At 61.6% G+C, this 578-nt stretch carries 2 protein-coding genes; one reads left to right on the top strand and one right to left on the bottom strand.

The genetic code is table 11. The features are described from left to right. On the bottom strand, positions 1–333 hold a 333-nt coding region (locus tag FJV41_RS57125), incomplete at its 3' end, for a hypothetical protein (protein ID WP_246137919.1). A gap of 5 nt (positions 334–338) precedes the next feature. Between FJV41_RS57125 and FJV41_RS57130 the strand changes: the two genes are divergently transcribed. Beyond that, a partial coding sequence (locus FJV41_RS57130; protein WP_246137920.1) for a DUF1348 family protein occupies positions 339–578 on the top strand: 240 nt, incomplete at its 3' end.

Raw genomic sequence — 578 nt, forward strand, 5'->3', positions numbered from 1 at the left:
CTCCAGGACACAGGCCATCTCCTGCTTGTGGCGGCGGACGGTAGCCAGGATCTCAGGGTCTGACGAACCCAGTTCGGCCGCCGCATTGAGGAATGCACAGCCCCGGAAGTCCGGCTGGCTGAACCAGTTTCCAAGGGTCGTGACGAGGGCCCCCAATGCTGACGCGCCGGCATCAGAGGCCTCGTTCAAGCTGTTTCTGAACCAAGCCATCCATTTTTCATGGCGGTAGTCCAGGTACGCCCGGACCAGGTCGTCCTTGCTCGCGTACTGACGGTAGTCCGTCTGGCCGAAGACGCTGGAACACGCGCGACGCGGCCAGGGTTGCACTGGCATATACGCTGGACACGCAATGGCGCAACCGGGCCGAGTTCGCCGATGGCCGGGCGCAAGCCCAGGCCTTCCTCGAGAGAAAATGGAAGAAGGAGCTCGATTACCGGCTGATCAAAGCGCTCTGGCTGTACGGAGACCATCGCATCGCAGTCCGGTACGCCTACGAGTGGCACGATGATTCCGGCCACTGGTTCCGGTCCTATGGCAATGAAAACTGGGAATTCGCTGCCGACGGACTCATGCAACGG

This window comes from Myxococcus llanfairpwllgwyngyllgogerychwyrndrobwllllantysiliogogogochensis (genome assembly GCF_006636215.1).
In the GTDB taxonomy this organism is placed as follows: domain Bacteria; phylum Myxococcota; class Myxococcia; order Myxococcales; family Myxococcaceae; genus Myxococcus; species Myxococcus llanfairpwllgwyngyllgogerychwyrndrobwllllantysiliogogogochensis.